The 24962-nt window shown below is 70.9% G+C and carries 23 protein-coding genes; all 23 read right to left on the bottom strand.

Going from position 1 to position 24962, the window contains the following annotated elements; translation table 11 throughout:
* Positions 1 to 103 precede the first annotated feature (103 nt).
* Complete coding sequence (locus tag AB0J42_RS35695; RefSeq protein ID WP_364302577.1) at positions 104 to 1252, bottom strand: acetyl-CoA C-acetyltransferase; 1149 nt, start codon at positions 1250 to 1252, stop codon at positions 104 to 106.
* A gap of 11 nt (positions 1253 to 1263) precedes the next feature.
* Entirely contained in the window at positions 1264 to 2028 is a 765-nt protein-coding gene (locus tag AB0J42_RS35690) for a crotonase/enoyl-CoA hydratase family protein (protein ID WP_364302575.1), read from the bottom strand.
* On the bottom strand, positions 2025 to 2783 hold the full coding sequence (locus AB0J42_RS35685) for an SDR family NAD(P)-dependent oxidoreductase (protein ID WP_364302572.1): 759 nt from the start codon (positions 2781 to 2783) through the stop codon (positions 2025 to 2027). The genes AB0J42_RS35690 and AB0J42_RS35685 overlap by 4 nt, the downstream gene beginning before the upstream one ends.
* A gap of 16 nt (positions 2784 to 2799) precedes the next feature.
* Positions 2800 to 3981: a thiolase family protein gene (locus AB0J42_RS35680; RefSeq protein ID WP_364302570.1), complete on the bottom strand. Its 1182-nt coding sequence runs from the start codon at positions 3979 to 3981 to the stop codon at positions 2800 to 2802.
* On the bottom strand, positions 3978 to 4790 hold the full coding sequence (locus AB0J42_RS35675) for an enoyl-CoA hydratase-related protein (protein WP_364302568.1): 813 nt from the start codon (positions 4788 to 4790) through the stop codon (positions 3978 to 3980). Before AB0J42_RS35675 ends, AB0J42_RS35680 begins: the two co-directional genes overlap by 4 nt.
* Entirely contained in the window at positions 4787 to 6916 is a 2130-nt protein-coding gene (locus AB0J42_RS35670; RefSeq protein WP_364302566.1) for an acetate--CoA ligase family protein, read from the bottom strand. The genes AB0J42_RS35675 and AB0J42_RS35670 overlap by 4 nt, the downstream gene beginning before the upstream one ends.
* Positions 6913 to 7278, bottom strand: a complete 366-nt coding sequence (locus tag AB0J42_RS35665) for a hypothetical protein (protein WP_364302564.1) — start codon at positions 7276 to 7278, stop codon at positions 6913 to 6915. Before AB0J42_RS35665 ends, AB0J42_RS35670 begins: the two co-directional genes overlap by 4 nt.
* A 1-nt stretch (position 7279) precedes the next feature.
* Positions 7280 to 8620, bottom strand: coding sequence for an acyclic terpene utilization AtuA family protein (locus AB0J42_RS35660; protein ID WP_364302562.1), 1341 nt, complete (start codon positions 8618 to 8620; stop codon positions 7280 to 7282).
* Between the two features lie 166 nt (positions 8621 to 8786).
* Positions 8787 to 9572, bottom strand: coding sequence for an amidohydrolase family protein (locus tag AB0J42_RS35655; protein WP_364302560.1), 786 nt, complete (start codon positions 9570 to 9572; stop codon positions 8787 to 8789).
* Positions 9569 to 10711 carry an acyl-CoA dehydrogenase gene (locus tag AB0J42_RS35650; RefSeq protein ID WP_364302558.1) on the bottom strand — a complete coding sequence of 381 codons (1143 nt, stop codon included), beginning with the start codon at positions 10709 to 10711 and terminating at the stop codon, positions 9569 to 9571. Before AB0J42_RS35650 ends, AB0J42_RS35655 begins: the two co-directional genes overlap by 4 nt.
* Positions 10708 to 11883, bottom strand: a complete 1176-nt coding sequence (locus tag AB0J42_RS35645) for an acyl-CoA dehydrogenase family protein (protein WP_364302556.1) — start codon at positions 11881 to 11883, stop codon at positions 10708 to 10710. Before AB0J42_RS35645 ends, AB0J42_RS35650 begins: the two co-directional genes overlap by 4 nt.
* Positions 11884 to 11893: 10 nt before the next feature.
* Positions 11894 to 12643 (bottom strand): glucose 1-dehydrogenase, encoded by a 750-nt coding sequence (locus AB0J42_RS35640; RefSeq protein WP_364302554.1) that lies wholly within the window; start codon positions 12641 to 12643, stop codon positions 11894 to 11896.
* Positions 12640 to 13842, bottom strand: coding sequence for an acyl-CoA dehydrogenase family protein (locus AB0J42_RS35635; protein ID WP_364302552.1), 1203 nt, complete (start codon positions 13840 to 13842; stop codon positions 12640 to 12642). Before AB0J42_RS35635 ends, AB0J42_RS35640 begins: the two co-directional genes overlap by 4 nt.
* Before the next feature lie 17 nt (positions 13843 to 13859).
* Positions 13860 to 14876, bottom strand: coding sequence for an LLM class flavin-dependent oxidoreductase (locus AB0J42_RS35630; protein ID WP_364302550.1), 1017 nt, complete (start codon positions 14874 to 14876; stop codon positions 13860 to 13862).
* Between the two features lie 265 nt (positions 14877 to 15141).
* Positions 15142 to 16803 carry an FAD-dependent oxidoreductase gene (locus AB0J42_RS35625; protein WP_364302548.1) on the bottom strand — a complete coding sequence of 554 codons (1662 nt, stop codon included), beginning with the start codon at positions 16801 to 16803 and terminating at the stop codon, positions 15142 to 15144.
* 15 nt (positions 16804 to 16818) lie between these two features.
* Entirely contained in the window at positions 16819 to 18042 is a 1224-nt protein-coding gene (locus AB0J42_RS35620) for an MFS transporter (protein ID WP_364302546.1), read from the bottom strand.
* A gap of 61 nt (positions 18043 to 18103) precedes the next feature.
* Entirely contained in the window at positions 18104 to 18991 is an 888-nt protein-coding gene (locus AB0J42_RS35615) for an ABC transporter permease (protein WP_364302544.1), read from the bottom strand.
* A 39-nt stretch (positions 18992 to 19030) separates the two neighbouring features.
* Positions 19031 to 19855: an ABC transporter ATP-binding protein gene (locus AB0J42_RS35610; protein WP_364302542.1), complete on the bottom strand. Its 825-nt coding sequence runs from the start codon at positions 19853 to 19855 to the stop codon at positions 19031 to 19033.
* A gap of 11 nt (positions 19856 to 19866) precedes the next feature.
* Complete coding sequence (locus tag AB0J42_RS35605) at positions 19867 to 20961, bottom strand: ABC transporter substrate-binding protein (RefSeq protein WP_364302540.1); 1095 nt, start codon at positions 20959 to 20961, stop codon at positions 19867 to 19869.
* A 409-nt stretch (positions 20962 to 21370) separates the two neighbouring features.
* Entirely contained in the window at positions 21371 to 22606 is a 1236-nt protein-coding gene (locus tag AB0J42_RS35600) for a cytochrome P450 (RefSeq protein WP_364302538.1), read from the bottom strand.
* Between the two features lie 10 nt (positions 22607 to 22616).
* Entirely contained in the window at positions 22617 to 23414 is a 798-nt protein-coding gene (locus tag AB0J42_RS35595; protein WP_364302536.1) for an SDR family oxidoreductase, read from the bottom strand.
* Positions 23414 to 24034, bottom strand: coding sequence for a hypothetical protein (locus tag AB0J42_RS35590; RefSeq protein ID WP_364302534.1), 621 nt, complete (start codon positions 24032 to 24034; stop codon positions 23414 to 23416). Before AB0J42_RS35590 ends, AB0J42_RS35595 begins: the two co-directional genes overlap by 1 nt.
* Positions 23989 to 24873: an ABC transporter permease gene (locus AB0J42_RS35585; RefSeq protein WP_364302532.1), complete on the bottom strand. Its 885-nt coding sequence runs from the start codon at positions 24871 to 24873 to the stop codon at positions 23989 to 23991. Before AB0J42_RS35585 ends, AB0J42_RS35590 begins: the two co-directional genes overlap by 46 nt.
* Between the last annotated feature and the right edge of the window lie 89 nt (positions 24874 to 24962).

The raw sequence follows: 24962 nt of genomic DNA, 5'->3' as shown, positions 1-24962 counted from the left end.
TGCCGGCGGTGAACCGGTCACCGGTCAGTTGCATGCCGTCGCCGGAGTCACCGGCGAACCGGATGATCACGCGATCGAGTTGCTGAACCTGCTTGGCCATGGTTCAGACCGCCTCGATGATCGTGGCGTTGGCCATGCCGCCGCCCTCGCACATGGTCTGCAGGCCGTAGCGCAGGCCGTTGCGGCGCAGGTGGTGGACGAGCGTGGTCATCAGCCGCGCCCCGGTCGCGCCGAGCGGGTGGCCGAGCGAGATGGCGCCGCCGAGCGGGTTGACCCGGTCCGCGGGCGCGCCGGTCTCCCGCTGCCACGCCATGACGACGGACGCGAACGCCTCGTTCACCTCGAACGCGTCGATGTCGGAGAGCTGGAGACCGGCCCGGCGCAGGACCGCGTCGGTGGCCGGGATCGGGCCGGTGAGCATGAGCACCGGATCGGAGCCGACGACCGCCATGCTGTGCACGCGGGCCAGCGGGGTCAGGCCGAGCCTGCGCACCGCCTCACCGGAGGCGATCGCCAGCGCGGCGGCGCCGTCGGAGATCTGGCTGGAGGTGGCGGCGGTGAGCCGGCCGTCCGGGACGAGCGGCTTGAGGCCGGCCATCTTCTCCAGGGTGGTCTCGGGGCGGGGGCCTTCGTCCGCGGTCAGCCCCGCGACCGGGACGATCTCCTCGGTGAAGAGCCCGGCCCCGGCCGCCTCGGCCGCCCGCTGGTGGCTGGCCAGCGCGAACTCTTCCATCGCCGCCCGGCTCACGTCCCACTTGCGGGCGATCATCTCCGCGCCGCGGAACTGGCTGATCTCCTGGTCGCCGTAGCGTTCCGCCCACTTGCGGCCGCCCCGGGGCATGCCCAGGCCGGCGTCGGCGCCGACGAGGGCGGAGGAGGCGATCGGGATCAGGCTCATCACCTCGACGCCGCCCGCCACCACGAGGTCCTGCGTGCCGGACATGACGGCCTGCGCGGCGAAGTGGACGGCCTGCTGGGACGAGCCGCACTGCCGGTCGACGGTGGTGCCGGGCACCGACTCGGGCAGGCCCGCGGAGAGCGCGACCACCCGGGCGATGTTGGTCGACTGGGCGCCGATCTGGCTGACGCAGCCGAACACGACGTCGTCGACGTCCTGGCCGGCGATGCCGGCGCGGTCCAGCAGCGCGGCCACGACCTCCGCGCCGAGGTCGGCCGGGTGGACGCCGGACAGGGCGCCGCGGCGGCGGCCCACGGCGGACCGCACCGCCCCGACGATGAAGGCTTCTCGCATGGTTGCTCCTGTCAACGTCCCTGCCATACGGGGGCCCGCTTCTCGGTGAACGCGCGGGCGCCTTCGATGGCGTCCTCGGAGGCTCGGACGGGTTCCGAGATCTCGCGCTGCCGGTCGAACGCCTGCTCGGGCGGCCAGTGCGCCGACTCGGTCATGATCTTCTTGCTGGCCGCGACCGCCAGCGGCCCGTTGGCCGCGACCGCCCGCGCCAGGTCGAGCGCCGCCTCGACGGCGCCGCCCTCGGGGACGAGCCGGTTGAGCAGGCCGTGCTCCGCGGCGTCGGCCGCGCTCATCCGCTTGCCGGTGAGCACCAGTTCCATGGCGAGGTGGTAGGGCATCCGGTGCTGCAGGCGCAGCAGCGCGCCTCCCGCGGCGACGAGCCCGCGCTGCACCTCGGGCAGGGCGAAGACGGCGGACTCGGCGGCCACGATCAGGTCGCAGGCGAGGACGATCTCGAACCCGCCGGCCAGCGCGTACCCCTCGACCGCGGCGATGAGCGGTTTGCTCGGGGGACGCTCGACCAGCCCGGCGAACCCGCTCTTCGCGGTCGAGGGCCGCTCGCCGCGCAGGAAGCCCTTCAGGTCCATGCCGGCGCAGAAGGTGCCGCCCGCGCCGGTGATGACGGCGGCACGCAGGCCGGGAGTCTCCTCGTACTCGTCGAGAGCCTTTTCGATGGCCTCGGCGACGGCGAGGTTCACGGCGTTGCGGGCCTCCGGCCGGTTGATGGTGATGAGCCGGACCGGGCCTTCGTCGGTCACCAGGACGGGGGCGCTCATCGGGGCCCCATCCTGATCGCGCCGTCAAGCCGGATCGTCTCGCCGTTCATCATCGGGTTGGCGATGATGTGCTCGGCCAGCGCGGCGTAGTCGGCGGGGTCGCCGAGCCTGCTGGGGTGCGGGACGGCGGCGCCGAGGGAGGCGCGCACCTCCTCCGGCAGCCTGCCGAGCATCGGGGTGTCGAACACGCCGGGGGCGATGCTGCACACGCGGATGAGCCTGCGCGCGAGATCCCGGGCGGCCACCAGCGTCATGCCCACCACTCCGGCCTTGGAGGAGGCGTAGGCGACCTGGCCGATCTGGCCTTCGTAGGCGGCGACGGAGGCGGTCAGCACGCACACGCCGCGCTCGCCGTCCACCGGCTCGGTGGCGGACATGCGGGCCGCGGCCAGGCGCAGCACGTTGTACGTGCCGATCAGGTTGGTGGTGACGATGCCGGTGTAGTCCTCCAGGGAGCCGGGCGCGCCTTCCCGGTCGACCACGCGGACCGTGCCGCCGCGGCCCGCGCAGTGCACGAGCGCGCGCAGCGGGCCGAGTTCAGAGGCGGCGTCGAGGGCCGCCGTCACCTGCTCCGGATCGGTCACGTCGGCCGGCGCGAAGCGGCAGCCGAGGTCGGCCGCCACCTGCTCGCCGGGCGAGCCCGGGAGGTCGGCGATGACCACCTTCGCGCCGCCCTCGGTGAGCCGGGCCGCGGTCGCCAGACCGAGCCCGGAAGCGCCGCCGGTGACGAGCGCTACGGATCCTTCCACTTTCACGGTGTTGAGCTCCTGTTCACAGACGTTCGACGATGGTCGCGTTGGCCATCCCGCCGGCCTCGCACATGGTCTGCAGGCCCCAGCGGCCGCCGGTGCGGCGCAGGTTCCACAGCATGCTGGTGAAGAGCCGGCTGCCGGAGGCGCCGAGCGGATGACCGAGCGCGATGGCGCCGCCGACCGGGTTCAGCACCTCGTCGGCGACCGGGTACTCGGCCTGCCAGGCCAGGGGGACGGGCGCGAACGCCTCGTTGACCTCGGCGTGGTCGATGTCGGCGAAGCCGAGCCCGGCGCGCTCCAGCACCTGGGCGGTGGCCGGGATGGGCGCCGTGAGCATCATCAGCGGGTCGTCGGCGCAGACCGAGAAGGCGTGGAAGCGGGCCAGCGGGGTCAGGCCCAGCTTCTCGGCCCGTTCCTCGCTCATCACCAGCACCGCGCTGGCGCCGTCGGTGATCTGCGAGGAGTTGCCCGCGGTGACCCGCCAGCCGATCTCGGGGAAGCGCCGGGCGGCCTCCTCGTCCTCGAAGGCGGGCTTGAGCCCGGCCAGCCGCTCGGCGGTGGTGGCGGGCCTGATGGTCTCGTCGGCGTCGACGACGGTCCCGTCGGGCAGGGTGATCGGCACGATCTCGTCGCGGAAGTGCCCGGCGTCCGCCGCCGCGGCGGCCCGCTGGTGGGAGCGGGCGGAGTAGGCGTCGAGCGTCTCGCGCTCCAGCGACCACTTGGCGGCGACCAGCTCCGCCGCGATCCCCTGGGAGACCAGCCCGGGGGCGTACCGTTCGGTCACGGAGGGGCCGTACGGGTCGCGGCCCATCCGCGCCGACCCCATCGGCACCCGGCTCATCGACTCGACGCCGCCCGCGATGACCACGTCGTAGGCGCCGGCGAGCACGCCCTGGGCGGCGAAGTGCAGCGCCTGCTGGCTGGACCCGCACCGGCGGTCAATGGTGGTGGCGGGCACGTGCTCGGGGAACCCGGCCGCGAGCCAGGCCATCCGGCCGGGGGTGGCGGCCTGGTCGGCCGCCTGGCTGACGCAGCCGATGATCACGTCCTGGACCGTTCCGGGGTCGATGCCGGTACGGTTCACGAGCCCGGCCAGAGTCTGGGCGAGCAGTTCGACGGCGTGCAGCCCGGCGAGCGCGCCCCCGGGCTTGCCCTTCCCCATGGGGGAACGGACCGCGTCGACGACCACGGCCGTCCTCATGAGCTCTTCTCCAGTTCGTCGGTGACGGTCCAGCGCGGCGGGCGCCGCTCGAAGAACGCCTCGGTGCCCTCGCGCAGGTCGGCGCCGAGGAAGAACGGGAGGTTGAGGAACTGCGCGGCGTCCAGCGCCTGCTCGGCGGGCATGTCGGCGAGCAGGGTGAACGCGCGCCTGCCGAGCCGGACGGCTGCCGGGCTGACCTCCTCGAACTTGCGCGCGTAGTCGTCGAGCCCGGCCATCAGCCCGTCGTGATCGGGGTAGACCTTGCTGACGAAGCCGAGCCGGTGCGCCTCGTCGGCGTCGATGCTCTCTCCGGTCAGCATCATCTCCAGCAGCCGCTTGCGGGGCAGCGACCTGGACAGGTGCGCCACGATGATCATCGGGAAGAGCCCGATCTTCACCTCGGGCATGGCGAACCGGGCCTTGGGCGTGGCCAGGATGACGTCGCACATGCCGGCCAGGCCCATGCCGCCCGCGTAGGCGGGCCCCTGCACCGCGGCGATCACCGGCTTGGGGGCCTCCAGCATCAGCCGGTGCAGGTCGACGATGGCGCGGGGCCACATGTACGCGTCCTCGACGTCGCCTTCGGCGAGCTTGCCCATCTGCCTCAGGTCGCCGCCGGCGCAGAACGCGTCGCCGGCGCCGGTCACCGCGACCGAGCGGACCTGCGGGTCGGCGAACAGGTCGCGCAGCGCGTCGCGCAGCCCGGCCGCCGACTCGTGGTCGAGGGGGTTACGCTCCTTGGCGCGGTTCAGGGTGACGAGCCCCAGGCTGCCGCGCCGGGTCACCAGGATCTTCTCTCCGGTGGTCATCGGCTCTCCTCCGCTTCGCCGAGAACGATCAGTGCGTCGACCGCGATCGCGCCGTGGCCGGCGGGCCGGACCAGCACGGGGTTGAGGTCCAGCTCGGCGATCCGGTCCGCGTGGTCGGCGCCGAGCCGCGACAGGGCGCTGACCGTGTCGGCCAGGGCGTCCACGTCGGCGGGCGCGGAGCCGCGGAAGCCGGTGAGCAGCTTGCTGCCGCGGAGCTCCCGGATCATGTCGTGCACCTCGGCCGGTTCCACCGGGGCGGGCCTGAGCACCGCGTCGGAGAGCAGCTCGGTGAGCACTCCCCCGCTGCCGAGCAGCACGAACGGGCCGAACTGGGGGTCCACGACGATGCCGGCGATCATCTCGACGCCGTCGACGATCTGCTGCTGGACCAGCACGCCCTCGGGGGCGTCGCCGAGGTGCGCCCGGGCGCGGGCGTCGATCCCCTCGTAGGCGGCCCGGACGGCCGCGGCGTCGGACAGCCCGACCTCGACGCCGCCGATCTCGGTCTTGTGCGGGACGCGGGCGTCCGTGACCTTGAGCACGACCGGGTACCCGATCCGCTCGGCGTGCGCGACCGCGTCGTCCGCGCTGGTCGCCAGCGCCTCCGCGGGGACGGGGATGCCGTACTCGGCCAAGAGCGCCTTGGTGGTCGTCTCGTCCAGCGGGCCCGCCGTGCCGGGCAGTTCGCGCGGCGCGCCCGCCTGGCCGGTCTTCGCGGTGCGGGTCCGCCCGGCGCCGCGGCGGTATGCCGCCAGCGCGCGGACCGCGGTGAACAGCTCGGCCGCGGAGGTGAAGACGGGGATGTCCGCCTGGGCGAACGCCGCCTTCTCCTCGTCGTTGAGCTCCCCGTCCATCGAGTAGATCGCCAGCGGGGTGCGTTCCTTCGGCGCGGCGGCCTCGGCGAGCTTCTCGGAGGCGCGCCGCCCGGCCTCACCGGTCAGCTCCTTGCGCGCGTATACCACGGTGGAGACGGCCGGGTCGGCGTCGAGCACGGAGTAGACGGCGGTGGCCAGGCCGCTGTTCCTGGCCACCTCCCCCGTCAGGTCGCACGGGTTGTCGGGGGTGCCGAACGTGAGGAGCTCCTCCAGCTCGGCGGTCGCGGCCGGGCCGAGGTCGGGCACGGTGACGCCGGAGCGGGCGGCGCGGTCGGCGAGCGCGCCGGCCTGCCCGCCGGAGACGGACATGATGGCGACGCCGTCGTCCTGCGGCAGCCCGCGCGACAGGTAGAACTTGGCGACGGCCACGACCTCGCTCAGCTCGTCCACGCGGATGATGCCGAGCGAGTCGAAGACGGCCTGGTAGATCTCGTCGGCGCCGGCCAGCGCGCCGGTGTGCGCGGCGGCGCGGCGGGCGGCCTGCTCGGTCCTGCCGACCTTGATGAGGACGATCGGCTTGCCGAGGTCGGCGGCCAGCTCGGCCACCCGGACGAAGTCGTCCGGGCGGCGGATGGCCTCGACGAACGAGACCACCATCGAGACCTCCGGGTCCTGCAGCGCGACCGACAGGTAGTCGGCGAGGCCCAGGTCGATCTCGTTGCCGGCGCTCGCGTACAGGCGGGTGCCGATGCCCTCCTCCTTGAGCCGCCTGATCAGCGAGGCGGCGGTGGCGCCGCTCTGCGTGACCACGGCGACGCGGCCGGGCTCGACGCCCTCGCCGAAGATGGGCTGGATGGTGGCGAGCGCGCCGGTGGCCAGGTTGCCGACGCCGTCGGTGTTGGGGCCGACGATGCGCAGCCCGCTCTCCCGGGCGGCGGCCAGCATCTCGCGTTCCAGGGCGCGGCCGTCCTCGCCGGTCTCGCCGAACCCCTGCGAGGGCAGCACGGCCACCTTGACCCCGGCGGCGGCGCAGTCGCGGACCGCCTGGACGGTGTTCTTGGCGTTGAGCGCGATGACCGCCAGGTCGACCGGCTCGCCGATGTCGGCGAGCGAGGCGACGCAGGGCACGCCCTCGATCTCGCTGCGGGACGGGTTGACCGGGTGCACGCCGCCCGCGAACCCGTACTGGACGAGCAGGCGCAGGGGCCACCAGCTCAGCGTCCCCGGCTTGCTCGAGGCGCCGATCACGGCGACGGACCGGGGGTTGAAGAGCGTCTGGACGGCGGATTCCGCTCCGGTGACGTTGATCACGCGACCGCCTCCGGGCTCGGCCCCGTCGGGTAGGTGGGAATGTCGTCCGGGGCGTCGATCTCCATGCGCAGCAGCCAGGCGTACATGACCTTGCCCAGGTGGTCCGAGCGCAGCGAGCGGGTGCCCCCGCCGTCGAGCGCGCCGGTGAGCACGAAGTTGAGCGCCTTGATGCCGGGCAGCTCGTAACGGGTGACGGTGCCGCGCACCAGCGAGCCGAAGTGCTCCTTGACCCGCTCCTCGGTGAGCTCGCGCTTCAGCACGGCGTAGCCGGCGTCGTCGTAGGCGACCAGACCGACGTTGCACACGTCGCCCTTGTCGCCCGAGCGGCCGTGGGCGATGTCGGCGACCCTGATGTTCGCCATCTCAGACCTCCAGAATCTCGACGGTCTCGGTCACGTGCTCGCGCGGGATCAGGCACGGCCAGAGCGCGAACAGCTCCTTCAGCGGCGGGCGGGTGCCGATGCCGCCCACGCCGGCGGGGCCGTTGTTGTAGAGCGGGACGCTCTCGGTGAAGACCTTGCGGGCCTCGGTCTCGTCCGGGCAGCGGGCGGCGTAGCGGACCACCAGCTCCAGCAGGTCGTCGTCGGCCGGGTCCGGCTCGGGCACCCGGTCGCCCCACATGGAGTTGCGGCCCAGGTACTCGATCTGCACGTCGTCGGCCTTGAAGCCGGCCCGGGCGAGCCGGTTCTCCAGGAACTCGATGCCCCGGCGGGCCTTGGCGTACGCGTCGGGCCAGGTGTAGGTGAACTGGACCTCGCCGATGAAGCCGGCCCGGTAGCCCATGTTGACCTTGAGCGTGTCGGGCCGGGCGCGGCCGGTGCCTCCGGTGATGCGGACCTGGTCGGGGCCGACCTCGGTGAGCTGGACGCCGGAGAAGTCGGCGGTGACGTCGGCGGTGAGGTAGTTCGCGGGGTCGAGGATCTCGTACACGAGCTGCTCGCTCAGGGTGCCGATGTCCACCCTGCCGCCGCTGCCGGGGGTCTTGGTGATCACCGCGGTGCCGTCCTCGCTGACGTCAGCGATGGGGTAGCCGAGGTTCTCCAGGCCCGGGGTCTTCCACCAGCCGCCGTCGTAGAGGCCGCCGGTGGCCTGGCCGCCACACTCGATGGCGTGGGCGGCCACGGTGGCCATGCCGAGCCGCTCCCAGTCGTCGGCGGCCCAGCCGAACTCGTGCCGCAGCGGCCCCAGGTAGAGGGCGATATCGGTGACCCGGCCGCAGATGACGATGTCGGCGCCCTGGTCGAGGGCCTGCACGATGCCGTCGGCGCCGGTGTAGACGTTGGCGTGGGTGAGCCGGTCGCGGACCGAGGCGAAGGACTCCCCCGTCTCCATGTTGCTGAACGAGACGCCCTGCTCGATCAGGCGGTCGATGTCGCCGCTGATGTCGTCGCCGGTGACCACCGCGATGCGGACGCCGGTGAGGCCGAGGTCCTTGCAGAGTTCGGCGACCCGCTCGGCGCAGGCGCGCGGGTTGGCGCCGCCGGCGTCGGTGATGACCTTGACGCCCTTGGCCACGCACTGGCGGAGGCTGAGGCGCAGCAGGTCGAGCACGTCCCGCGTGTAGCCGTACTCGGGGTTGCGGGACTTCTGCTTGCTCAGGATCGACATCGTCAGCTCGGCGAGATGGTCGCAGCAGAGGTAGTCGATCTCCCCGCGCTCCACCATGTGAACGGCTGGGAGCACGCTGTCCCCCCAGAAAGCCATCCCCGCACCCAGTCGGACAGTTTTCACTCGCTGCTCCCCATCACTTTGTTCCTGCTAATCTTACGCATAGATTTTTTGGCGTCAATCGGCTTTGCCCCATCGGATTTCGCCAGGTGGGGGGCGTGATGCCGCCGCGGCCGGGGGAGGCGCGGCGGCATCACGGTCATCAGAGGCCGAGCAGTCTCGCCAGGTTGCCGCCGAGGATGGCCGCCTCGTCCTCCGGCGGCAGCCCCAGCGCCCGCACCGCGGCGATCTCCGTCGCCGGGTCGGTCATCGGCCAGTCGGAGCCGAACACCACACGGTCGGCGCCGTGCTTCTCGATGATCTTCCGTACCCGCTCCGGCGGCAGGCTCCCCAGGCTCGGCGGCCAGGACGTCTCCAGCACCGCGCCCGAGCCGGCGACGACCGCCTCGGCGTCGTCCAGCCGGTGGTAGCCGCCGAAGTGGCAGGCGATCAGGGTCAGCCCGGGGATGCGCTCGGCCAGGGCGGGGATGTGCCGCGAGGCCCCCCGCTCGTTGGCCGCCTCGTCGCCGCCGGCGCCGACGTGGGTGATCACGGCGATGTTCTCCTCGGCCAGCGCCGTCAGCAGCTCCACCACCCGCGAGTCGCCGAGCGACAGCTCCTGGAAGAGCGGGTGGAGCTTCACCCCGGGGATCCCGTTCTCCTTCAGCGAGGCGAGGTTCTCCTCCACCGAGAGCTCCGGGTGCACGGTGCCGAACGGGATGAACCTGCTGCGGTCGATGCCGCCGATGAACCGGTTGGTCCCGGCCACGTGCCGGGCCACGTTCGCCACGGCCAGGCAGACCGCCCGGTCGATGCCGGCCGCGTCCATGGTGGCGCGCAGGCCGTCCAGCGTGCCGTCGTGCACCGCGTCCAGCCCGACCGGCCGCTCCGCCAGCACCTTGCGGGCGATCTCGTCCGGCCAGACGTGCGCGTGGGCGTCGATGATCATCGTACGAGCTCCTTGACCAGCTTCCGGGAGAGCGAGTCGAAGATGACCTCCGTGGCCCCTTCGTAGATGCGCATCGGGCGGGCCGCCCGGTAGAGGCGCTCGATCTTGGAGCCGCGGACCAGCCCGAACCGGCCCATCACCTGGACGCACCGGTCGACCACTCGCCCGGCCGTCTCGGTCGCCGCCACCTTGGCCATCGACGACAGGTGGAGGCTGCCCAGCGGGTCGCGCGACGCCGCCGCGGCCGCCCGGTAGGTGAACGCGCGGGCCATCTCGATCTCCGTCCACGACCTGGCGAGCAGGTCGGCCACGGCGCCGAGCTGGATGAGCGGCCGGCCGAACTGCTCGCGGTTCGCGGTGTGCACGGTGGCCTCCTGCAGCGCCGCCTGCGCGGTGCCGACCGCGGCGGCGGCCACCGACACCCGGAAGGTCGCCAGCGTGGCCAGGCCGAGCCGCATGCCCTTGCCGGGCTCGCCCAGCAGCCACGACCGGGGCACCCGGGCCCCGTCCAGCACCACGTCGCCCAGGACGTGCGGGGCGATGATCTGGTGCGGCCTGCTGGTGGACACGCCGGGCGTGTCCGCCGGCACCAGCACCATGGACAGCCCCGCCTCGTCCTTGCCGAGCACGCAGTAGAAGTCGGCGTCGCCGCCGTTGGTGATGAACGACTTGTGCCCGTCGACCACCAGCTCGTCGCCGTCCTCGCCGACGGTGGTGGCGATGCCGCGCAGGTCGGAGCCGATGCCGGGCTCGGTCAGCGCGAGCGCGGCGATCGCGTCCAGCTTCGCCACCCGGGGCAGCCACTGCTCGCGCAGCTCGGCCGTACCGCCCTCGGCGAGGGCGTAGCTGCCGATGCCCTGCATGGCGAAGAGCGAGTCCAGATGGGCGCTCTCGGCGGCCAGCTGCTCGCGGACGACCGCGACGGCCAGCGGGTCGAGCCGCTCGTACCGTCCGCCGTACGCGGCGGGCACGCACACGGCGGCCAGCCCGCTCCCGGCCAGCGCCGCCCGCACGCGCGGGTCGATCGCGTCGGCCTCGTCCGCCTCGGCGGCGACGTCCGCGACCGACGCCGCCAGCGCCGCGGCCTCCTCACGCAGCCCGAGGTAGCGCTCGGGCAGCTCGAACTCGGCCCCGCTCATCGGGCGGTCTCCGGACGCTGGTTGAAGTTCCGCCCGAACAGCTCGGAGGCGATCCGGACCCGCTGGATGGCGGGCGTGCCGCCGGCGATCGCCCAGCCGTGGGCGTCGCGGTGCAGCGCCTCCAGGCCGAACTCCTCGGTGTAGCCGTTGCCGCCGTGCATCTGCATGCCCAGGTCGGAGACCCGCTTGCCCATCTCGTTGGCGAAGCACTTGGCGAGCGACACCTCGAGCGGGTCGGGCAGCCCGCGGCCGGCGTTGGCCGCCGCCCGGTAGATGAGCAGCCGCGCGGCCTCGACCTGGATCGCCATCTCGGCGATGGTCATCTGCACGTTCTGGAAGTCCACCAGCGTCCGGCCGAACTGCTTGCGCTCCTGCACGTACGCGACGGCGCGGTCCAGCGCGGCCTGCCCGATGGCCAGGCTCATGGTGGAGTTGCCGAGCCGCTCGATGGAGAAGACGCCGAACAGCTTGCGGAAGCCGCCGGGCCCGATCACCAGGTTCTCGGCCGGCACCCGGGCGTCCTCGAAGATCAGGTCGGCGGACGGGATGGTCCGCCAGCCCATGAGCCGCTCACGCTGCCCGAACGACAGGCCGGGCGTGTCCGCCGGGACGATGATCGCGCCGATGCCCTTGGACCCGGGCTCGTCGTTGAGCCGGCAGTAGAGCAGGTAGTGGTCGGCGTGACCGCCGTTGGAGATCCACCGCTTGGTGCCGTTGATGACGTACTCGTCGCCTTCGAGCCGCGCCCGGGTGGTCATGTCGGTGGCGGCGCTGCCCGCGTCGGGCTCGGAGATGCCGATGGCCATCGTCACCTCGCCGTTCACCACCCGGGGCAGGTACTTCTCACGCTGCTCCTGGGTGCCGAAGAACTCCAGCACCCGGGCCGGGCCCACGTTCGCCTCGAACACCTGGAACGCGGCGGACCGGCACTCCTTGGCCAGTTCCTCGATGACGATCAGCGCGTCGATCAGGGTGCCGCCCGCGCCGCCGTACTCCTCCGGAATGGCCAGGCCGAGGAAGCCCAGCTCGGCCAGGCGCGCCACCTCCTCGGCGGGCAGCGGCGTACGCTCCTGCTCCCACTGCTCGGCCTTGGGCGCGTACACCTCCTTGGCCACCTTCGCGGCGACCTCGCGCAGGTGGAGTTGCTCATCGGTGAGCCGGAAGCCGTTCATTGGACTCTCCTCAGATCTTGGCGGTCTCGCCGCCGTCGATGACGTACGTGGACCCGCTGACGAAGGCGCTCAGCGGCGAGGCCAGGTAGCAGACCAGGGCGCCGATCTCGGCCGGGTCGGCGATCCGGCGGGCGGGGATCTTGGCGACCCGGCGGCGCAGCGTCTCGGGGTCGTCCAGCACCGCGCGCTGCGCCTCGGTGGCGAAGGCGCCGGGGGCGATCGTGTTCACCTGGACGCCGTGCCGGGACCACTCGGCGGCCAGCGCCTCGGTGAGCCGGACCAGCGCGCCCTTGGAGGCCGAGTAGACCGCCAGGCTGCCCTTGCCCCGCACCCCGGAGATGGACGCGACGTTGATGACCTTCCCGGAGCCCTGCCGTACGAAGATCTCCCCGCAGGCCCGGGCGAGCAGCGCGGGCGCCACCACGTTGACCGCGAAGACGTCCTCCAGCAGTTCGGCGGTGGCGTCCAGGAACTTCCCGGCGGGTGCGATGCCGGCGTTGTTGACCAGGATGTCCAGCCGGCCGAACTCCGCCAGCGCCCGCTCCGGCAGGGCCGTCAGCCCGGCCGCGTCGCGCATGTCGCAGACGACGCCGGCGATCCGGCCCGGCGCCTCGGCCGCCAGCTTCTCCAGCTCGTCGCCGGAGCGGGCCGCCGCGACCACCTTGACGCCCTCGGCCACCAGGCTGCGCACCGCCGCGGCGCCCAGGCCACGGCTGGCGCCGGTGACGATGGCGACCTTTCCGTCGAGTTCCAGGTTCATGCGCGCACCTCCGGCTTGGACGGCCGGCGGTGCCGGTCCATCGACTTCCAGCCCAGGGCGTCGTCGGCGATCAGGACGGCCTGGATGTTGGCCGAGCCCTCGCCGGTCTGCCAGAGCTTGGCGTAGTTGAGATAGGTGCTGATCGGCAGCTCGTCGCTGAAGGCGTAACCGCCGAAGATCTCCGCGGTGGCCTGGGCGGCCCGGTTGCAGACCTCGCCCGCGTAGTACTTGGCGATCGAGCTCTCCCGGGTGGGGATGATGCCCCCGTCGTAGCGGACGGCGGCGTCCTGCACCAGCGCCCGCGCGGCCGACACCTCGCAGGCCATGTCCGCGATCTGCTTCTTGACCATCTGGAAGGAGCCGATCCGCTGGCCGAACGCCTCCCGCTGGTTGGCGTACTCGACCGAGGCGTCCAGGCACGCCTGCGCCAGCCCGACCGAGCGGGCGGCGACGGAGAGCCGGCCGTAGTCCATGGCGCTCATCGCGACCTTGAACCCCTCGCCCTCCTCGCCGAGCAGGTTGGCGGCCGGCACCCGGACCTCGTTGAGAATGACCTCGTTGGTGGGCATCAGCTTGCCGAGCACCCGGCACGGCACCCTGCTGGTGGAGAAGCCCGGCGCGTCGGTGGGCACCACGAACGCGCTCACCCCGCGGTGGCCCAGCTCCGGGTCGGTCTTGGCGTAGACCACCGCGACGTCCGCGACGTTGGCGTTGGTGATCCACATCTTGCTGCCGGTGATGACGTAGTCGTCACCGTCGCGGACCGCCCGGGTCCGCATGGCGCCCAGCAGGTCCGACCCGCCGTCGGGCTCGGTCATCGCGTTGCAGCCCAGCAGCCGGCCGGCGATCAGGCCGGGCACGTACTCCTGGACCAGTTCGGCGCTCCCCCAGTTCGCGATGGTCAGCGGCACGGTGGCGGCCTGCAGGTTCATCGCGGCGCTCAGCGGCGGATACGCCCAGGCCAGCTCCTCGGCCACCACGGCCAGCGCCTGATAGCCGGCGTCGGTCCCGCCTACCTGCTCGGGGAAGCAGCAGCCGAAGAAACCCAGCTCCCCCATCTGCCGGTAGAGATCGTGCGGAAACTCTCCGGCCTCCTCCAGCTCCCTGACGCGGGGGCGGATCTCCTTGACACCGAACTCGCGGACGAGCGCCCTGAGCTCCTTCGCCGCCTCACCGGCGGTGTCGGTGGCAGTCACCATCTGTTCCTCTCTACGTGTCAGCCGGCCAGCTCGGGCAGGACCTTGGTGCCGAAGAGCTCCAGCTGGCGCATCGCGTCGGCATGCGGGAGCCCCTGCCAGTGCGACTTGAACATGAAGTGCGTCATCCCCAGCTCGTCGCGGAGCCGGGCGAGCTGCTCGACGATCTCGGCCGGGGAGCCGAGCAGGAACTGCTTCTCCACGTCGATCCCCGGCGCGTCCGTCTGGACGGGGGTGTTCTCACCGGACAGGCCCCACGAGCGGTAGGTCTGGTACCGCAGAGCGCTGCGCTGCCGCGCCAGCTCCTCCGCCTCACGCCGGGAGGAGGCGACGATCAGCTCGCGGCGCAGCGGGAAGTCGCCGTCGAGGGGCAGGCCGTGGGCGGCGCGCTCCTCCAGGAAGATCTTCCGCAGGTCCGCCAGCTCGTCGTGGCTGGGGAACGGCGGCGCGTACCAGGCGTCCCCGAGCCGCGCGGCGCGCCGGATGGCGGCGGCCGACTGGCCGCCGATCCAGATGGGCGGCCCGCCCGGCTGCGCCGGCTGGACGGCCGGCAGCACGTCCTCGACCTTCCAGTACGGGCTGTCGAAGTCCACCGGCTTGCCCGACCACAGGGCCTTGATGAGGGCGAGACCGTGCTCGAACCGCTTGACCTTGGACCGGGAGTCGATGCCGAAGGCGCGGAACTCGCGCTCCGAGTAGCCGAGACCGGCGCCGAACACGCAGCGGCCGTCGGTGACCACGTCGAGCGTGGCGATCTGCTCGGCCAGGTCGACCGGGTTGGCCATGGACAGCAGCATGATCCCGGTGACGGCGGTCATGCGCGGCGCGGCCGCGTGCAGATGCGTCAGGTACGGGACCGGCTGGTAGTAACGCAGTTCGGTGCCGAGGAAGTGCTGACCGGCCACCATCAGGTCGAACCCGAGCTGGTCCGCGACCTGGACCAGCTCGCGGTGCTCTTTCAGCTGCTGCTGGTACGGCGTTTCCGCGCCGTAGATCGGCGTGGTGAGGATGCCGAACCGCAACCGACGCTCAGCCACGGTGCCCTCCCCCGTGCACGGGCCGGGCGCCCCGCTGGCATTCCTGGTCATCAGTGTGAAGCACCGCCATCGACTGCACTCCTCCATTGGACGGGATCGTTATAACCATACTCATGATTACGATCCTTGCCAACAAGGAGGTGCTCGGCGGAACCGCCGGAGCCCGGCTCAGGGCGTCCTCGGGGCAGAGCCGGTGGGCGGCGGGCATGCCGGGGACCGCGCCGGAACCCTTTCCTACCGGCGCGGTCCTCCTTCGACCGGCTTTCTAATCAGAGGCGGGCAGGCGGGCCGTCAGATGGCGCGCCGCGACCATGGCGAAGGTCATCGCCGGCCCCAGCGTCGCACCCGGGCCGGTGTAACCCCAGGGCACCGAGCAGGCCGACACGTTGCCTACCGCGTACAGACCCGGAAGAGCCTTGCCGGTCGCCGCGGACACGACCGACCCCTGGCCGTCCACCCGCAGGCCGCCCTTGGTGCCGAGCGCCCCGGCGTGCAGCTCGACCGCGTAGAACGGGGCCCGCTCGACGCGGCCGAGGGAAGGGTTCGGCCGATGCGCCGGATCGCCCCACTCGCGGTCCCACGGGCTCGATCCACGGCCGAATTCGGGGTCCTCCCCCGCGTCCGCGTACTTGTTGAAGGCAGAGACCGTCGCCTGCAGACCCACCGGATCGATGCCGCACCGCTCAGCGAGTTCCTCAAGTGTGTCAGCCTGGACAAGCCAGGCCGGGTCGGGCTCGGCGATCCCATCGGACGCCGTTCCCACCAGGGGATACTTGTCGCGGAACTGCTGGTCGAGCACGAGCCACGCGGGCAGGTTCGGGGTGCCGGACGCATGGGTGCCGAACGCCTCCGGCAGGTCGTAGTAGTTGGTGGCCTCGTTGACGAAACGCCGCCCGGCGCGATTCACGATGATCGCGTGCGGCAGGCCGCGTTCCACCCGGCACATGATGTTCCGGGTGCCGCCGCCCCGCGGCGAGTGCGCTCCCTTGAGATCGATGGCCGGCGTCCACCACGCGTCGCCGAGCCCCTGCACATCCGCTCCGGCGGCCAGGCCGAGCATCAGTCCATCGCCGTCAGCCACCGGCGCGCTCACGGGGTGGGTCAGCGGGCGCCCCAGGTAGCGCCGCTTCAACTCCTCGTTCCACTCGTACCCGCCGGTCGCCAGAATCGTGCCCCCGGCGCGCACCATCTGCGAGCCGTCCGGACCGGTCAGGCGCGCGCCGATCACCTCTCCTTCCACCATGACCAGCGCGTCTACCGCTGTGTCGGTCACCACTTCGACACCGCGGTCGAGGCACGCCTTGAGCAGATGACCGATGAGCGCGCTACCGGCACCGACCACACCCTGCGCCAGCTCCGAGACCGGCGGCTGGTCCTGCGGCCGCACCAGGTAGGCGCGATTCTGGTAGTAGGACTTCTTGTCGGTGACCCACCCTGCGGTGGTCCCCTGCCTGATGCGATCCGCCCAGGAACCGAGCGTCGTGAGCTCGAAGGGCACAGGAGTGAGCGACCGGCCGCCGTGCTTGGCGCCAGGGAGCGAGAAACGGTAGTCGAGTGTCGGTCCCACTGACGGGAAAGGCTCGAACCGGATCCCCACCCGTTCGAGGTACTCGACGAGCTTCGGCCCCTGCTCGACGAGCGTGTTCAGAATGTCGTCGTCGATCGTCCCCGCCGAAACTCCGCGCATGTACGCCGCGGCGTCCTGGGCGCTGTCTTCGACACCGACCTCTGAGACGTGCGGGTTGTTCGCGATCCAGACCGTGCCGCCGGATACTCCCGTGGTCCCTCCGACAAGCGGGGATTTCTCGACCACCCGCACCCGGCACCCGGCGTCGGCCGCCACGAGTGCCGCGGTGAGACCCGCACCTCCCGATCCCGCCACCAGTACATCGACGGCCGCGTCCCATTCCAGGGGCGCCTGCGTCACCAATCTCGTCTCCATCTACTTCACCTTCCGGTCCGTCCACGGCATCAGCCGATAGGACCCACCCTTGGGCGGCGTCTCCTGCCCCGCCCTTCCTCTTCCTCGGCCTCCCAGCGTCACGAGCAATGCCGAGCCCACGGTGCACGCCGCCACCGCCATCCAGGCCACTGCGAAACCCGCTAAATCGGAGACGGCGGCGAAGAGCAACGGACCCACCGCCGCGCCCAGTGCCGTACCGAGCTGAAATTTCCCGCTGGCCGCTGCCGGCTGGGCGGCATGATGGGTCAGCACTCCGAGCAGCAGCAGCGCCGGCCAACCCCAGGCGCCGCAGAAGGCGAGCACGGTACCGAGTACTGTCAGCGTTGAGTCGCCGGACGCCATCCCGACCATCCCGACCGCGCCGCTGAGGATCACCAGCGACGCCGGCCTCAGCCCGTCGGACTTGTACCTGTCGGTCAGCCAGCCGGCCACGACGCGCACCAGCAGGGCGGCGAGGCTGGCCGCCGAGATGACCAGGCCCGCCACGCTCACCTCGACCCCGGCATCGGTCATGGTCCGCACCGAGAACGTCGTCAGGGCGCCGATCGACAATGTGCCGAGCCCGGCCGCGACGACGATCTGCGTCAGCGAGATCGACCGTCCCGCGGACGCAGGGGCCGACTGCGGGCCGGGCACCGACCCGTCCGAGGCCGGGGCGTCCTGGGCACCCGGCCCAGGCCCCGCCCCGGAGTCGCTGCGCCGGGCTCTGACAGTCGGCGGCCAGCTCAACGCGACGCCCGCTATGGGCAGCAGCGCGACCAGCACGAAGGACCAGCGCCATCCGATCGTCAACGCCACGAACGGCACGGCCAGCCCGGCCAGCAGTCCGGCCACGGGGGCCACCGACTGCTTGGCGCCCAGCGTCGTCCCGCGAAGGCGTGCTGGAATCTCCTCGACCAGCACCAGGTTGCTGGTCGGCGCGATCACCCCGTACGCGAACCCCGCGACGGTGAGGCAGGCCACCAGCGAGAACACCGACCCGCCGGCCGCGATGCCCAGCTGACCGACGGCGCACGCCGCCAGTCCGATGGCCGCCATACGCCGCCAGCCGAGCCGATCGACGTGTCTGCCTCCCAGCGCGGCAGTGAGCGCGGTGCAGACCCAGAACCAGGTGACGCACAGGCTCAAGGCGCGATTGCTGATCTCGAGTTCGTCCTGAACCTGCAGGGCGAGGACACCGATGAGTACCGGTGTGATGACCACGGCCCCCAGCATGAGGACCGCCGCCGAGCATGCGCGCGCCGCCCGCGGCGCGCGCATGCGCTCAGATGTCATTCAGCCGGTTCCGTTTCCAGCCCAGCAGGCGCTTCTCCAGCATCGCCACCACCGCGCCGAGCAGCAGAGCGAGCACCATCAGTACGAAGATGCCGGCGAAGACTCCAGCGGTGTTGAACTGGCCGGAAGCACGGATGATCAGGTAACCCATTCCGCTGTTCGAGGCGGTCATCTCACCCGTCACCGCGGCCACCAGCGCGTACGGCACCGACACCTGCAGGCCCGCGATGATCCAGGCCATCGCCGACGGGATCGTCACCTTGGTGTGGATGTGCCACCTGCTGGCCTTCATCACCTTCAGTACGTCCACCAGTCCCTGGTCGACGTCGCGCACGCCACTGTGCGTGTTGTAGAAGACGAGGAAGAACACCACGGTGATCACGAGCGCCAGCTTGGATCCCATGCCCAGCCCGAACCAGAGCAGGAACAGCGGGATGAGGGCGAGCCGGGGGATCGCGTACAGCGCCGCCATGATCGGGCTGAACACAGCACTCAGGTGCGGGCTCGTACCGAGCAGGAAGCCCACGAGCATGCCGAGTGCCGCGCCGATGACGAACCCGATCAGCGTCTCCTGGATCGTTACAAAGAGATTCGAGAAGAGCGTCCCCTGTTCGAGCCAGGTACTGATCGAGTCGTACATCGCGGACGGTTTGCTGATGTAGAACTCGTCGATGAGCGTCAGGCCGTGGTTCGGGTTGCCTGAGAAGAGCTGCCAGGCGATGAGCAGGCCTACGATCAGTGCGAGCCGCTCCAGCTGGATCCGCATGCGTCTGCGAGCCGGCGACGGCAGGTCACGCAACAGTTCCGGGTCGATGTCCGCCCCCGGCTTGGAGCGATCTCGTAGGTCCTCTTCGCGGGCGGCGGCCATGTCAGCCATTGGTCCCTCCCTGAGACCGCGTGATCATCGCGCGGGACGTCACTTGTTGTTCTCGATGAGCGCCCACAGCCGCTCCCACACCTCGGTGAACTCGGGGGTACGCCGAATGTCGGTGAGACTGCGGGGACGCTCGAAGTTCACTGTCTCGATGTGGATGATCCGTCCTGGGTTGGTGCCGAAGACGACGATCTCGTCGGCGAGCAGGATCGCCTCGTCCAGATCGTGCGTCACGAACAGGACCGTCTTGCGGTCGCGTTCCCACAGCCTCAGGAGTTCCGTCTGCAATGCGTTCTTGAGCATCGCGTCCAGCGCCCCGAACGGCTCGTCCAGCAGCAACGTGTCCGGCGAGTAGATGAGCGTCCGGGCCAGGGTCGCGCGCTTGCGCATGCCTCCTGACAGTTGCGAGGGATAGTGCTTCTCGAAACCCGCCAGTCCGACCATCTCGATGGTCTCGGCCACGAGCTGCTTGCGCTGGGCCCGTGAGTAGCCGCGGATCTCCAGGGCGATGGCGACGTTGTCCTCGAGAGTGCGCCACGGCAGCAGGTTGTCCTGCTGGGTGATGTATCCGACCCGCGTGTTGACCTCAACCACCGGTCGGCCATCGTGATAGACGGTCCCCCGGGTGGGGTTGAAGAGCCCTGCCGTCATGTTGAGCAGCGTGCTCTTGCCCGAGCCGCTGGGGCCGATGAGACAGACGAATCTCCCCGCGGCGACGTCCAGGTTCACGTCGTGCACGGCGAGGAACGGCTTGCTGCCCTCCGCCGTGGCGAACACCTTGCTCACGCCCTCGAACCGCAACCCGTCCGCAGGCGCCTCAGAACCGGCCATCCGGGACGCCGTCCTGGCCGAGCCGCGCTTGGTCACGGAGTTCATGGTCAGAGCCCCGCCTTCACGTCCGAAAGCACTGTGGTGTCGTACAGGTCGTCGGCGGACACGTTCACCTGGGTGTCCGCATTGGAGTTGATGACCTCCAGCAGCACCGGCAGGCTTTCACCCACCGGTTCGATGCCCTGCGTCGCCGTCGGCAAGGAGAGGTCGAAAGCCAGGTCGTAGACCGACTGGTCCAGGTCCGGGAAGTACTTCGCCCGAATCGCCTCGCGCGCTTCATCGGGCTTGGCCTTGAGGTCCTCGGACGACTTGTAAAGGGCCCTGACGAACCTCACCACGGCCTCACGGTTGTCCTTCAGGAAGGACTTCGAGGTGACTACGTCGATCCACGGCATCTGCTTGAACTCAGGCAGGTCACTGAGCGTCACCCAGACCTTCGCATAGCCTTCGGCCACGGGCTGCACACTCGTCGGCGAGGAGAAGGCGAAGCCATCGACCTGCTTCTCGCGCATGGCGGTCACAAGTGCCGGCGGGTCGGTGATGGGACGAATCGTCAGATCGCGGTCGGGCTCCACGCCATAGATCTTCAAAGACTGCCGGACCGCGATGTCGGTGGTCGAACCAGGCTGCGGCAAGGCGAGAGTCAGGCCCTTCAACGCCTTGATCCGGTCCTCGATCGGCGCGTCCGGTGTGATGCCCAGGCGCTCGATGACGTCGTCGCGCAGCGTGATCTGAGTCGTCGGTCCCTTGGTGAGGACGGCGACCGTGACCATGTCACGGCCCGCCGTGACCCCCGGGACTACGCCGGTCGAGCCGACGATGGCGATGTCCGCGTTCCCGGTCACCGACTGAGCGGCCTGGGCCGCGTTGGAGACGACCGTGTTGTAGGTGACGTCCAGCTGCTCCTTCTCGAAATACCCGCCGGCGAAAGCGTTCAGTTGCGTCAAGACAGCGAACGACTCGGTCGCGGGCTGAAACGTCACCTTGGTGGGGGCGTTCGGGTCGGCCTTCCCCTCATCTCCACCCGTACTGCCAGAACCGCCGCAAGCGGCTGCGGTCAGGGCCAAAACCGTTGCCGCGGCAAGAATCCCGACAGCGCGCACCCGCTTGCCGGCCCTGCGAACAATGTGCTGCACAGCCATGGACCGACTCCTCTCTGATCTGATCGGTCGGACTCGCGGTGCACGCTAATCATGCTAAACATATGTGTCAATAGATCCCCGGATAACAGAATGACCAGGGATGACAGCGTCCGCGCAGCGACAGAAGGCGCGCATCGCGGGTTCACAGACACGGGAAAAGGAGGTGGTGGCTATCGCAGAGGTGGTATTACCTACGCCACCAACCTGATCAACATGGAGCTTCGCCGGCCGGTCTCGGCGCATGCGCATGCGCCGCCGCGGGCTCGCCGGAGCGGCACGGCCGCGGCCACTCGTAACCCACACCCGTGACGGTCAGCAGGAAGCCGGCGCCGCCGCCGGCCCACTGGCGGCGGCGCCGAACTCGCACAGCGGAGTCACCGCCGGCTCCCCGGCCGGCTCTTCGTGTCCGCTAGAGGGTCACGGGCACGCTCTGCGGCCCGCGCATCTTCACCCCGACGTCGGTCGCCGCGTCGGGATCGGCCAGCCGCATCTGCGGGAAGCGGTCCAGGAAGAGGTTCACGCCGATCTCGAGCTCGGCCCGCGCCAGCATGGCGCCCAGGCAGAAGTGCCGCCCGGAGCCGAAGGCCAGATGGTCGGCGGCTCCGGAGAACGCCTTGCCTGCGTCCAGGTCGTCGCGTTCCAGCAGGAACCGGTCGGGGTCCGCGTAGCGCCGCTCGTCCCTGTTGGCCGAGCCGATGAGGAGCAGCACCGTGGAGCCCGCCGGGATGAGCACGTCGCCGAGCTTGACGTCCTCCGTCGTCTCCCGGGTGTTGATCTGCGTCGGGGGCGAGAAGCGCAGGGTCTCGGCGATCCCGCGGATGACCAGGGAACGGTCCTGCCTGATCCGCTCGTACTGGCCGGGGGCGGCGAGCAGGTTGCGGAAGAGGCTCGCGAACGTCTTGTCGGTCGTCTCCGCGCCCGCGGTCAGCAGCAGGCTGACGTACGCCTTGATCTCGTCGTCGGCGAGCGGCTCCCCGTCGATCTCGGCGGTGGCGAGGACGGACAGCAGGTCCTCCCCCGGGTTGGCCCGGCGTTCGGCGATGAACGGGGTGACGAACTCGCTGATCTCCGCGCGTACCTGCGCGGCCTCGGCGAGGATCTCCGGGTCGCGGCCCAGGTTCGAGATGACCCGGATCACGGCCGTGTACCACCGCAGGAACCGCGGGTGGTCCTCCTTGTCGAAGCCGAGCAGGTCGGCGATCACGTAGACCGGGAAGTAGTTGGCGAAGTCGCGCACCAGGTCCACCCGCCGGCGTCCGGCCAGCGGCGCGGCGAGTTCCTCGGCGGTGCGCAGCACCACCTCGTCCACCACGGCGGCCGCGTTGCGCAGGAGCATCGGGTGCAGCCGCTCCAGGCTCTTCCCCCGGAACACGGGCGACACCAGGGCCCGGTGCCTGGCGTGCTCGGTGCCGTCCATCTGCAGGATCGTCTTGCCGTGCACCGGTTCGAGCTGCCACTCGTACGCCTTGGTGCTGAAGACCGGGTTCTTGTAGACGTGAGCGACGTCTTCATACCTGCTGACCAGGTACGCCTGCACGCTGTCGTCCCAGACGACCGGGGCCTCGGCCCGGAGCCGGCGGTAGAACGCGTGCGGGTCGGCGGCGACCTCGGCCGAAAGCAGCTCCGGCAGATCACGATGGGTCATCGGGTTCTCCTCACGACTCGAGCTCGGATCCGGTGGCCTTCCACGCGGTGAAACCGCCGTCGACGCTCCAGACGGCGCCGTTGACGAACGCCGCGGCCGGGCTCGCCAGGAAGCAGACGACCTCGGCCACGTCGCGGGGCTTGCCGAGGGAGCGGCTGAGGTAGTTCGCCATGACGTCCCGGCGGGTGGCCTCGGGATCGGGGCGGGAGGCGAGGTAGCGCGCCGCCATCTCGGTCTCGACCATGCCGGGCGCGTAGCAGTTGACCCGGATGCCGTCGGGGGCGAGTTCCAGGGCGAGGCTGCGGGTCAGCTGGGCCACGCCGGCCTTGCTGGCCGCGTAGGCGAGCGTGTGCGGCCGGGCCAGGCTGGAGGCGATCGAGGCGCAGTTGATGATCGAGGGGTTCTCGCTGCGCCGCAGGTACGGCAGCGCCGCGCGGGAGGCCAGGTACGGTGCGCGCAGGTTGATCGCGTGGACCCGGTCCCACTCGTCGGGGCCGAAGTCCTCGATGCCGAGGCTGCGGCTCACCACGGCGTCGGACACGCCCGCGTTGTTGTGCAGCACGTCGAGGCCGCCGGCGAGCGAGGCGGCCCGCTCCACCATCTCCTCGATCGAGCGGGGGTCGCTCACGTCGCCGTGCACGTAGTCCGCGCGCGGGCCGATCTCGGCGGCCAGCCGCTTGCCGGCCTCGTCGTCGATGTCGGCGATCACCACGGTCGCGCCCCGGCTCGCGGCCAGGCGGGCGGTCTCGGCGCCGATGCCGCTCGCACCTCCGGTGATGAGGAACCGCAGGCCGGTCAGATCAGACATCAGCCGTGGACCTTTCTGAAGTAGTTGGCGTGACGGGGGCCGGTGAGGGCGTCGCTCACCGGCACCTGGGGCTCCTTGCCCGCCCGGACGGCACGCTCGCGCTCCTCCCCCACGGCGATCCGCCGCGCCTCGCACCGGTCGATGCCGCCGTCGGGGACGGCGTACAGGGTGAGGTAGCGGTAGGGCGGGCTCTGGTCACCGACCGGTTCCAGGGCGAAGCGCTGGGCGCCCACGAAACCCATGTACTCGAAGGTGTGGGCGAGGTGCACCTGGTCGTACCAGCGGGCGTACTCCTCCTCCCGGCCGGGGACGGCGTTGTTGAAGACCGTGAAGATCTCCCGCTGGTCCTCGGGCCGGCTCCGCGTATCTCCCGGGCTGACCCAGCCGGTCTGCGGCACGGCCCGCCAGGCGGCCGCCCTGAACCCGGGGTCGAGGTCGCCGGGCCCGGCGGCGCGGGCCAGTGCCAGGGCGGGGAACACGGTGTCGTTCTCGCCGATGTCGCGGGCCAGCGTCCAGAGGACGGCCGAGCCGCCGGCGAGCGGCCGGGCCGGGCCGAGCGCGAGGAACGTCTCCATCAGGATCGCCCGCTCGGCCGCTGGGGCTTCCAGCGCAGCAGCCACATCTCCATGAGCCGGATCACCAGCATCAGGACGATGCCCACGATCATGAGAACGAAGATCGCGGCGAACGTGCCCGCGGTGTCGAACTGGTTGGCCGACTGCACCAGCAGGTAACCGAGCCCGCGGTTGGACGACATCATCTCGGCGGTGACCGCGACCACGAGCGCGTACGGCGCCGAGACGCTCAGGCCGGAGATGATGAACGTCATCGCGGAAGGCAGGGTGGCCTTCAGGTGCACCTGGAGGCGGCTGGCCCGCATGAGCCGGAGCTTGTCCACCAGCAGGTGGTCGACGTCCTTGACTCCCGCGTACGTCGCGTAGAACACGAGGAAGGCGACCACGCTGATGACCAGCGCCAGCTTGGAGCCGAGGCCGATGCCGAACCAGAGCATGAACAGCGGCACCAGCGCCAGCCGCGGGATCGCGTAGATCGCGTCGACGAAGGGCTGGCAGACCGCGGCGAGGAACGGGTTGACGCCGAGCACGAACCCGGCGACGAGGCCCGCGAGCGCGCCCAGCACGAAGCCGATCACGGTGGTCTGCAAGGTCACCCAGAGGCTGGGCCACATCTGGCCCTGCGAGACCCAGAGGCCCATCGCCTCCCAGATCTTGGACGGCTTGCTCACGTAGTACTCGTCGATCAGGACGTGCGGCTCGCCGGGCTTGCCGGCGAAGTACTCCCATCCGATGAGCCCGGCGACGAGCAGCACCAGCTGGATCCCGGTGATCAGGAGGCGCCGCATCAGCTGCGGGTTGAGCCCGCCGGTGACGGCCGGCTGTTCTACCGGCTTCGGGGCGCTCTCCTGCTTGCTCGCGACGAGCGTGTCGGACCTGCTCACTGGTGCACCATCCTCTTGTCGGTAGCTGAGATGCTGCTGATGCACCCGAGGTGCCGCTGGGTTACCGCCCTGCTCGCTCGACCCCGAGG

The organism is Nonomuraea sp. NPDC049649, assembly GCF_040675175.1.
In the GTDB taxonomy this organism is placed as follows: domain Bacteria; phylum Actinomycetota; class Actinomycetes; order Streptosporangiales; family Streptosporangiaceae; genus Nonomuraea.
This window is presented reverse-complemented; position numbering and strand designations above follow the sequence as displayed.

Coding starts and splice junctions, on each gene's coding strand:
- AB0J42_RS35695 (WP_364302577.1), bottom strand. CDS start 1,252: ATGCGAGAAGCCTTCATCGTCGGGGCGGTGCGGTCCGCCGTGGGCCGC.
- AB0J42_RS35690 (WP_364302575.1), bottom strand. CDS start 2,028: ATGAGCGCCCCCGTCCTGGTGACCGACGAAGGCCCGGTCCGGCTCATC.
- AB0J42_RS35680 (WP_364302570.1), bottom strand. CDS start 3,981: ATGAGGACGGCCGTGGTCGTCGACGCGGTCCGTTCCCCCATGGGGAAG.
- AB0J42_RS35675 (WP_364302568.1), bottom strand. CDS start 4,790: ATGACCACCGGAGAGAAGATCCTGGTGACCCGGCGCGGCAGCCTGGGG.
- AB0J42_RS35665 (WP_364302564.1), bottom strand. CDS start 7,278: ATGGCGAACATCAGGGTCGCCGACATCGCCCACGGCCGCTCGGGCGAC.
- AB0J42_RS35660 (WP_364302562.1), bottom strand. CDS start 8,620: ATGGCTTTCTGGGGGGACAGCGTGCTCCCAGCCGTTCACATGGTGGAG.
- AB0J42_RS35655 (WP_364302560.1), bottom strand. CDS start 9,572: ATGATCATCGACGCCCACGCGCACGTCTGGCCGGACGAGATCGCCCGC.
- AB0J42_RS35650 (WP_364302558.1), bottom strand. CDS start 10,711: ATGAGCGGGGCCGAGTTCGAGCTGCCCGAGCGCTACCTCGGGCTGCGT.
- AB0J42_RS35645 (WP_364302556.1), bottom strand. CDS start 11,883: ATGAACGGCTTCCGGCTCACCGATGAGCAACTCCACCTGCGCGAGGTC.
- AB0J42_RS35640 (WP_364302554.1), bottom strand. CDS start 12,643: ATGAACCTGGAACTCGACGGAAAGGTCGCCATCGTCACCGGCGCCAGC.
- AB0J42_RS35635 (WP_364302552.1), bottom strand. CDS start 13,842: ATGGTGACTGCCACCGACACCGCCGGTGAGGCGGCGAAGGAGCTCAGG.
- AB0J42_RS35615 (WP_364302544.1), bottom strand. CDS start 18,991: ATGGCTGACATGGCCGCCGCCCGCGAAGAGGACCTACGAGATCGCTCC.
- AB0J42_RS35605 (WP_364302540.1), bottom strand. CDS start 20,961: ATGGCTGTGCAGCACATTGTTCGCAGGGCCGGCAAGCGGGTGCGCGCT.
- AB0J42_RS35600 (WP_364302538.1), bottom strand. CDS start 22,606: ATGACCCATCGTGATCTGCCGGAGCTGCTTTCGGCCGAGGTCGCCGCC.
- AB0J42_RS35595 (WP_364302536.1), bottom strand. CDS start 23,414: ATGTCTGATCTGACCGGCCTGCGGTTCCTCATCACCGGAGGTGCGAGC.